8 protein-coding genes and 3 pseudogenes are annotated in these 7863 nt (G+C 40.2%); 8 read left to right on the top strand and 3 right to left on the bottom strand.

The window, feature by feature from the left end:
- Both HCR01_RS36125 and HCR01_RS36120 read left to right on the top strand, forming a co-directional pair.
- On the top strand, positions 1-357 hold a 357-nt coding region (locus tag HCR01_RS36125; RefSeq protein WP_226890033.1), incomplete at its 5' end, for a helix-turn-helix domain-containing protein.
- A gap of 262 nt (positions 358-619) precedes the next feature.
- Complete coding sequence (locus HCR01_RS36120; protein WP_264299990.1) at positions 620-1027, top strand: transposase; 408 nt, start codon at positions 620-622, stop codon at positions 1025-1027.
- A gap of 77 nt (positions 1028-1104) precedes the next feature.
- On the opposite strand, the gene HCR01_RS36115 is transcribed toward HCR01_RS36120, so the two are convergent.
- Together HCR01_RS36115 and HCR01_RS41015 are read right to left on the bottom strand one after the other, a co-directional pair.
- Positions 1105-1776 carry an SDR family oxidoreductase gene (locus HCR01_RS36115; RefSeq protein ID WP_193200709.1) on the bottom strand — a complete coding sequence of 224 codons (672 nt, stop codon included), beginning with the start codon at positions 1774-1776 and terminating at the stop codon, positions 1105-1107.
- A 172-nt stretch (positions 1777-1948) separates the two neighbouring features.
- Positions 1949-2368: pseudogene (locus HCR01_RS41015) on the bottom strand (hypothetical protein).
- Positions 2369-2455: 87 nt separating this feature from the next.
- Here HCR01_RS41015 and HCR01_RS36110 point away from each other — a divergent pair.
- The 6 genes and pseudogenes from HCR01_RS36110 to HCR01_RS36090 form a co-directional block, all read left to right on the top strand.
- A pseudogene (locus HCR01_RS36110) lies at positions 2456-3085 on the top strand (transposase); the annotation flags it as partial.
- 64 nt (positions 3086-3149) lie between these two features.
- A pseudogene (locus tag HCR01_RS36105) lies at positions 3150-4286 on the top strand (ISLre2 family transposase); the annotation flags it as partial.
- Between the two features lie 190 nt (positions 4287-4476).
- Positions 4477-4809 carry a DUF1392 family protein gene (locus HCR01_RS36100; protein ID WP_193200710.1) on the top strand — a complete coding sequence of 111 codons (333 nt, stop codon included), beginning with the start codon at positions 4477-4479 and terminating at the stop codon, positions 4807-4809.
- 10 nt (positions 4810-4819) lie between these two features.
- Positions 4820-5104, top strand: a complete 285-nt coding sequence (locus HCR01_RS39630) for a hypothetical protein (RefSeq protein WP_226890030.1) — start codon at positions 4820-4822, stop codon at positions 5102-5104.
- Positions 5053-5706, top strand: a complete 654-nt coding sequence (locus HCR01_RS36095) for a hypothetical protein (protein ID WP_226890029.1) — start codon at positions 5053-5055, stop codon at positions 5704-5706. Before HCR01_RS39630 ends, HCR01_RS36095 begins: the two co-directional genes overlap by 52 nt.
- A gap of 62 nt (positions 5707-5768) precedes the next feature.
- Positions 5769-5906 (top strand): hypothetical protein, encoded by a 138-nt coding sequence (locus HCR01_RS36090; protein WP_193200707.1) that lies wholly within the window; start codon positions 5769-5771, stop codon positions 5904-5906.
- 166 nt (positions 5907-6072) lie between these two features.
- On the opposite strand, the gene HCR01_RS36085 is transcribed toward HCR01_RS36090, so the two are convergent.
- A complete protein-coding gene (locus HCR01_RS36085) occupies positions 6073-7590 on the bottom strand; it encodes a linear amide C-N hydrolase (protein WP_193200706.1) in 1518 nt (505 codons plus the stop codon).
- Between the last annotated feature and the right edge of the window lie 273 nt (positions 7591-7863).

Below are 7863 nucleotides of genomic sequence, written 5' to 3'. Positions count from 1 at the left end.
CGCCATTTAAACGGTTGCTTAGGGTTCATCTCTGTAGCATTTAAATCTTTAAGGAGAATATACTACCTGCTTAACACCTGTTTTTGCAACACAACCCAAAGAACTGCCTATGATTTGTACAATAATCCAGACCAGCTCCCTTCATCTACGGTTCTGAGTAAAATATGTGATACTTATGAGGTTCAGCCGGGTGAAGTGCTAGAGTGGGTTCCTAAAAGCGAGAAGCCTGGAAACGGAAACGAGGTTTCTGTTGAATCTCTTCAATCTGAAGATTCAGAAGAAAAACGCGGTTTAATTAAGCAAAAGCCGAAATCAAAATCTCACATGCAACTGTTACCACCAGAGGAAGCTGCATGAGTATGTTTGCATAATTAAAGTTTCTAACTATCCCACTTTAAGAGCGTTATCGTTACTTTTCTAAGGTAAAAGTTTGCATAAGTACTAAAAATTGGAGTTGCGGTGTCTTGTAGCTGACTGCTCCTCCACACGGCTATTTAGAATAATTGCACATAAAGAGATTTTAGGGTGACAGACCCACAAGCTCTACAAACGGCAATCAACGGTGCAGCTAATGCCCACACTGGATTGCATCAAGCCATCACTTACGGAGGCAAATGGAATGCCTTTAGCTAACTGTACAACTCCAGCTAACGGAAATGAAACAGAGCAGGTATTACCACTGCTAGATAAAGTCAAACTTAAAACTTTAAAGCCTGGTAGACCTCGTAAGAGAGTGAAGGTCTTAGCGACTGATAAAGGTTACGATTCAAAGGATAAACGCGCTGCTTTACGCAAGCGAGGAATTAGACCTCAAATTCCCAAACGAGTTTGGAAAACGAAGAAAAACAGAGGTAAACCAATCAAAATTTCTGTTCCCAGGTTTCAGCAGGAACGTTGTTTTGCCTGGTATCAACGTAAATATCGTCGTTTAGTCGTCCGATGGGAACGTCAAACAGTGTATTTTGATTCCTTCATTGACCTTGCAACTATCCATATATGGATTCAACGGATTTTATTAGTGGGATAGGTTGTAGGAGGGGATGAGAGAGTTTGAGAGGGTTTTGTATTGGAAGTCATAAGGCGTTATGAATATGAATTTAAGGTTTAAATTAACATTGCACCACCATCACTAAGAATAGTAGTCCCTGTTAGATAACTATTGTTCATTAGAAATAAATAGGCTTCCGCTATTTGTGAGAATTTTCCTAGTCCTAGAGGAATTTTGTCTTCCATTTCTTTTAACGTTGTAAACCCTGGAGAAACAGCATTGACTCTAATCGGAGCGATTTCTAAGGCAAGAGCTTTACATAAAGATTCCACTGCACCATTAATCATACTTAGCGTAGAAAAACCTAAATAGGGACGAATGCCCAAACTTCCTGAAGAAAAGACAATACTCCCCCCCGAATTAATTTGTTTATAAGCTAATTTAGCGATATTATATTGACCCCAAAGCTTGGTTTCAAATGCGTGACGGACATCTGAGGTATTTAACTCTAAGAATGGAGCAACAATTAAAGGAGACTTCACCGTTATGGCAATATGATCAATACAACCTACCTTTTCTAATAATTTTTTGATTTCACTTTCTTTAGTAATATCGAACGAAAAGTATTTACACTCTTTGAGCTTGTTAATTTTTCGGAATTCAGGGGTTTGTTGTTCAGCAGATTTGGAAGCAATAATCACATTACCTCCTTGTTGTTTAACTTGTTGAGCTAAAGCTAGTCCAATTCCTGAACTTCCGCCAACAATAAGAACTGTCTGATTTTTCATGTTGATTATAAGTAAAAGAAACATTTTTAATTATTCGCTGCTTTTTGCTCTCTTTTGTTTCTTTCTGGATCAGTTTCTAGTTCAATATACAACGAATCAATTCCCTCTCTTTCTAAAAGTTCTAATATGGGGTAAAAGTAGCGAGGACACTGTTGGCGAATTTGGGAAACGCTTATGCTGGGGTAATTAATTCAGCGATGAAACGATTGAGAGCTTTTTGAACGGCTTTGTATCCAGTGGCTTGCTTACCTAACTTCAGTTCAAACAAAATGCGATCGCGTTTTGCTTCAAGTGCGTCTAGTTGGGGTAGTAAGGCAGCTGACCTTTGAAAATGCTCCTCATTCGGTGTAATACATGGTTGAAGGGATTCTCTCTCCCATGTATTACTTGGTGATATTGGTGATTCATTCTGTGTAATTCTGGGGAAGGTATTGTCTCGTACAATTTGTTCTAAATAGTCAGCACGAGTTAAACCGTTGCATTCTGCTGCAATACCTAAAGCTTTCCAGGTTTCATCAGTTAATCTCAGGGAGCGAACTAAACGATAGTCATCATTTTTGAGGGCAAATTTTCCCTAAATATCCCGTTTCATTTTATTTATTACCATGTATTACAACGATAGTGTAGAACATAAAATGGAGTTGGAGTTACGTAGTCGCGTGATTGAGGTAGATATTTTATGTCAATGCAGCCCCAGAGTATTTCTCCCGTTCCCCCAGACACTGAAGCTGTAGCGCGTGCAGCTTTTCCAAAGGGTAATATTTATGTTCAATTGCGCGACAATCTTGGTAGTATTTACGAGGATGAAGTTTTTGCCGCATTGTTTCCTAAACGGGGACAGCCAGCAGAATCTCCTTGGCGATTAGGTCTAATCTGCGTGATGCAGTTTGTAGAAAATTTGACTGACCGTCAAACCGCAGAAGCTGTGCGTTCCCGAATTGATTGGAAATATGCTTTGAGCTTGTCTTTGACAGATCCTGGATTTGATTTTTCAATTTTGAGCGAATTTCGCCAGCGATTAATTTCTGGTGATGCAGAACAACTGTTACTCGATAGCCTTTTGAAACGATTATGGGATTTAGGATTACTCAAACGAGAGCGTCAGAGGACTGACTCAACCCATGTTCTCGCAGCTATCCGTAACCTCAATCGCTTAGAAGCATTGGGTGAGACGTTTCGCTTTGCACTCAACAGTTTAGCCGCAGCAGCGCCAGAGTGGTTAATGAATCATCTTAACTCTGACTGGTTTGACCGTTATAGCCAACGCCTTGAGAATTACCGATTGCCAAAGTTAGATAGGGAGCAACGCGATTTTCTGAAGTTGGGCAAAAACAAGAGACGATACTCCACTCCACCGGAGGCGATCGCTAAATGTAGTGGAGTGTAACAAACAATCACACCAAAAAGGGAAATATTTAAAGTTAGGATTCTGCCCTCTTCTAAAATGGTTAGGAATATCAGAAGGATTAACACCCCACATTTGGGCAACAATTACAAAATATGGTGCAATTGCTGGTTCGTTTGAGGCTGCACGCACAATCTTAACAGATTGGGGAGTAAAAATTAGCTTGAAACGAATAGAACGCCTCACATATTATTTTGGTAAAATTGGAATAAATTTACGTCAATATAAATTATCAAATTTAGAGATAGGCAGTTTAGCTACGGGTAATGTTCTGTCTTTGCAGCGCGTTGTCATTGCTGTAGATGGTGGAAGAACAAGAATTCGGATTAATAAGAAAGGTAGACGTAAGCTCAAGACTAATCGTCTAGGCTTTACTGGAGAATGGGTTGAACCAAAATTATTAACTATTTATACAGTGGATGAGCATGGTAAAAAAATTGGGACATCAGCTCTACCTATTACTAATGATGGGACATATTTAGGTTATGAAGAGTTTCTCAAAATTCTAGAGATGTATCTAGTTAGTTTGGGAATAAGCCAAGCTAAACAGGTTTTGTTAGTAGCTGATGGAGCTGAGTGGATTTGGAAACATATTCCGCCTTTATTGAAAAAACTCAAATGCCCAAGAGCCACTTATCAATTATTAGATTTTTATCACGCTGCTTCACATTTACAAGACTTCGCTGACGCTGCTTTTACTACAGATGATGAGCGTCAATCTTGGTTTAAAACAGCTCGAAAAACTTTAAAGAAAGGTCAAGCTCTCAATTTAATGAGAAACATGGATGAATTTATTTCTACAGCAACTGGCGAGCGTTCTAAAATTCTGGTACGAGAGCGTAATTATATTCTCAAAGCCTATCGTCGGCGGCTATGAAACTATCATTTAGTTGCAGGTTATCAGCTACCACTTGGTAGTGGTGCTGTTGAAAGTTTAATTCGTCAAGCTGTTAACCTACGCATGAAGGGAAACAGTAAATTTTGGCTTCCAGATAACGCAGAGATTATGTTACATCTGCGATGTCAATGGTGCGCTTATAGTTGGGACAATTTTTGTAACTCTATTTTTAAAAAGAAAGGCAGAGGAGGCAGAAGGCACTTATGAAATTCTGATTCCTGACCTCTGCCCGTGACCGTAGGGAACAAGGGTTTAAGTCCCCCACCAAAATCTCTGCTGAAGGTGGTCTGCAATTGGTGTGGGTCTGAAGCCCACACCATATTGCTACCTTCTGCCCTCTGCCCTCAGCATATCTGCCTTCTTCACTTCTTTCCTTAATCCCAGCAGTGCTTGAACAATTTATACATTTAAGGAAAATGTATATTTTAGCGATCGCCTCCGGTGGAGTGGAGTATCGTCTCTTGTTTTTGCCCAACTTCAGAAAATCGCGTTGCTCTCATTACAACTAGTAACTCCAGAAAAACCAGTATTTACGTTGGGAGAATTAGTCAAGTTCCGATTTGGCAGCAAGGGGACTAATCTTCGTATCATTCAAGGCATTCATCTAATCGCTGGACAGTGGTTTTATCAAGTGGAGTGGATTTCCCCAGGTATAGAAGAAGCAAGCGAGGTTTTCAATTCTAATGATTGCTTGGCTTGGGTGACCGACTACGATTTATCAAGGGTGTAAGGAGTGCTGTATGGTTATCTTTACTTCGTATTATAAGGGAGACATAACAGGAGAAGCTGTTTCCATTTCTATTATTACTCCCCCTGGCTTCCAAGGTAAACACTTACCACTTTTTGCTCCCACTAGAGAATTACTTGACTGGTGGCGAAACAGTGACAAAGATGAAACAGCGATCGTACGGACTGCGGCTACTATCAGATATCGTTGGGTGATGAAGACTTGGGCACTTGGTCAGAGCTTGGGGTGCTTGGGTTACTGGGTGGACTACACGAGCCGTTTTACAGACAAAAGCTGATTCCATCGATAGCAGCACTCAAGGAAATTACACCTGCCACAGTCGAATCTGTACCACCCCAAGGTGCAACCACTGTTGAGCAAGAGCCAGAACTGATAAAAAGACTTGACAAGTTACAGGGGGAGCAGCTGATTAAGATTCAAGATTGGTGCAACTCCGTCAAGCACCTGATGTTCCCCTCAGTTTCGCAATACACCGATGGACGCATGGAGTTGCATTTGCGGCGGTTCGTTAGCCTGATTTCTGCCAAGTCTTTTAAGAAGGCAGAAGTAAAAATGGTTGACCCCTCTATGTATACTGGTTGTGCTGAAATTGAAGCGCTTGGGGAAAAATTGCTGCCAGAATTTCATCAAGCGTTGGTATTATTTTACCCAGCTGGTACACAAATTAAAGTACACCGGGATTCACCAGCTTATGCTCCAGGGGCGGCGCAAATTAATGTTACGGGAAGGGCGCGGTTCTCCATATCGGGTTGTCAGGATGTGCGAAGGATGGAGTCGTACTGGTTAAACGAGGGGGCTGTATTGCATTCGACAATAAGCAGCCGCATGGAATTGAAAGAGTGGAGAGCGAACGATGGTGTATTTGTTTTTTCAAGTTGAAGGCAGAGTATTTGACACAGGAAAAGACCAAGCAGTTAAGTTTAATTTAAATTGAGTTTGAGATGAAAATTATTTGGATTAAGTTGCTAATAGCTGCTAACCTGATGATAGCAATATTTCAAGGTTTTTTGATAGTTCACAGAGCCAATCAAGGCAAAAATATTGCTATCAATTTGGCAGCGATTCCAGCGTCACTTTAATTACCAAAAAGTTAAAATTGATTGGCGTTTTGCAGCGTCAGATGCCAGAGTTAAATTTCAACGGTTTTATCCTGATTTACACCTGTCATAACTTTCTTGGCTGACTACTACAAAATCCCCGACTTATGCAATAAGTCGGGGATTTATCCACCCTCACCGAGAAAAATTAATGCAATGAACCACTAGTTTCTGTATCAGACCTCTGATAGTCAAAATAAAACCATTTATTGTCTTTCACATCTTCAAACAGATGATTAACCTTGCCTATCTTTTCTCCTTTGTTTAGTTGATCCTCCAGTAGGTCAATTCCTTTCTCACCCTGTTTTACTGGCGGCACATACAGATCAAGCTTTTTCACTGTCTCTAAGTCAGCAAACAATTCTTCCAAATCAACATATAGTGGATATAAAGCCCTATTTAATTCAAAGAAATAGCGCTTATTCCCATGATCTGCAACAGTACGCCAGACTGTAGCGGCAAGGAAGGGGTTATCATCTATTGCCTGAACATTTAAAGGTGTTGACATATTACGAATCAACGAAACAGCTCTAGCAAGACCTTCGTGTTCTGACCAGTCTTCAACCCATGTACTATGAGAACCTTCGAGGTCTTTAGGATCTCTTTGAGTCTCATCAATAAATGGTCTTTTATTTTTAGTATGTTCATCAATTTTATCGAGCATATTGCTGTAGAATGAAGCGCGGAGAAATCGAATATCAGCGCCATTCATTGGCGGATTCATCTCTTTAGCCTCCTTAACCACCTCTCCTTCTAAACTATATTTCTTCAGTTCATCCCAGCTAAAGACTTCACTTTTAACTCCCCAATTAAAGTCTCCATTGTCTTCTTTAAATTTATTTAAAAGTTCTAGTTGCTTGGCATACAGGTTGTTAGTCAGCACAGTGATCGTTTCTTTGCCTTTAACTTTTTCCTCCTCTGGAACGTAGTAAACTAGTAATTTAGAATTGCCAGATTGATCATCCTCCACATATTGAAAGACTGCGGAATCTCCCTGAGAATCTGAAACAGACAAATGTAACACTATAGGTTTGAAATATACTTGGAACTCATTGGTTTCTGGGTCTAATTTTGCAACGGCTAGCTTAGATGTGACAATAAAAAATGGCTGCTGCTTTAACCCCTCTACAACTTCTTTGACAGTTGCGTAGTTGTCCAGTACATACTGTGCCAAAGCAGTAATCGTTAAACGCAGTTTCTCTTTGCTTTTTTCATCATGGGTGTAGTTAGCTTGTGGTAGAAAAAGCAGATTGGCAACTAAGCCTTTCTCGTTTATGCCATCAGTCGCAGACTTGTTATAGTTACATACAACCAGGCTCTTATATTGAGATTTCCATGTATACGGATAACCCTCATCACTTTCACCAGCACCTGTGCGATCGCTACCTCTAGGTGACGCCCATAGACTTGTGGGTATATTTGGATCAGACCAGTCCATTGAACGCACGGTAAAGATTGATTTTGTTTCCTCGTTAGCAACATAAATTGCACGGGTGCAACCGAGTAATACTAGTGGTATTAATCCCAAGTGCAAATCATTCATTAAATTGCTCAATGCTTGATGAATGTTAAAAGATTCCTGTGTGAAATCGCAGGCTACTAGCGCGGCGATTCCAACAAATAAAAACGGAATAGCCAATGAGAAATTTTTGAGGTAACGTTTCATACGTTGATCTCCTGGTGTGTAAATTACTTTCAGAGTTTCACAACTGACAATGCTTTTCACTATGAAATTTGCGAATTTAGCAATCCTATTTGAACTTGTGAAAATGATTAACTGCGAAGACCAGCTAGGGCAAATGAAGACTTTCCTATTCTCACGGAGACTGGCGTTGCCAAGAAGGTTGTGTTGCAAAAACAGGTGTTAAGCAGGTAGTATATTCTCCTTAAAGATTTAAATGCTACAGAGATGAACCCTAAGCAACCGTTTAAATGGCGA

Source organism: Nostoc sp. MG11 (assembly GCF_014904695.1).
Taxonomy (GTDB): domain Bacteria; phylum Cyanobacteriota; class Cyanobacteriia; order Cyanobacteriales; family Nostocaceae; genus Komarekiella.
The sequence above is the reverse complement of the archived record's forward strand: the minus strand, read 5'-3'. Positions and strand labels throughout refer to the sequence as shown.

Excerpts from the sequence above, each read along its gene's own strand:
- HCR01_RS36115 (WP_193200709.1), bottom strand. The coding sequence starts at position 1,776 with ATGAAAAATCAGACAGTTCTTATTGTTGGCGGAAGTTCAGGAATTGGA.
- HCR01_RS36120 (WP_264299990.1), top strand. The coding sequence starts at position 620 with ATGCCTTTAGCTAACTGTACAACTCCAGCTAACGGAAATGAAACAGAG.
- HCR01_RS39630 (WP_226890030.1), top strand. The coding sequence starts at position 4,820 with ATGGTTATCTTTACTTCGTATTATAAGGGAGACATAACAGGAGAAGCT.
- HCR01_RS36090 (WP_193200707.1), top strand. The coding sequence starts at position 5,769 with ATGAAAATTATTTGGATTAAGTTGCTAATAGCTGCTAACCTGATGATA.
- HCR01_RS36085 (WP_193200706.1), bottom strand. The coding sequence starts at position 7,590 with ATGAAACGTTACCTCAAAAATTTCTCATTGGCTATTCCGTTTTTATTT.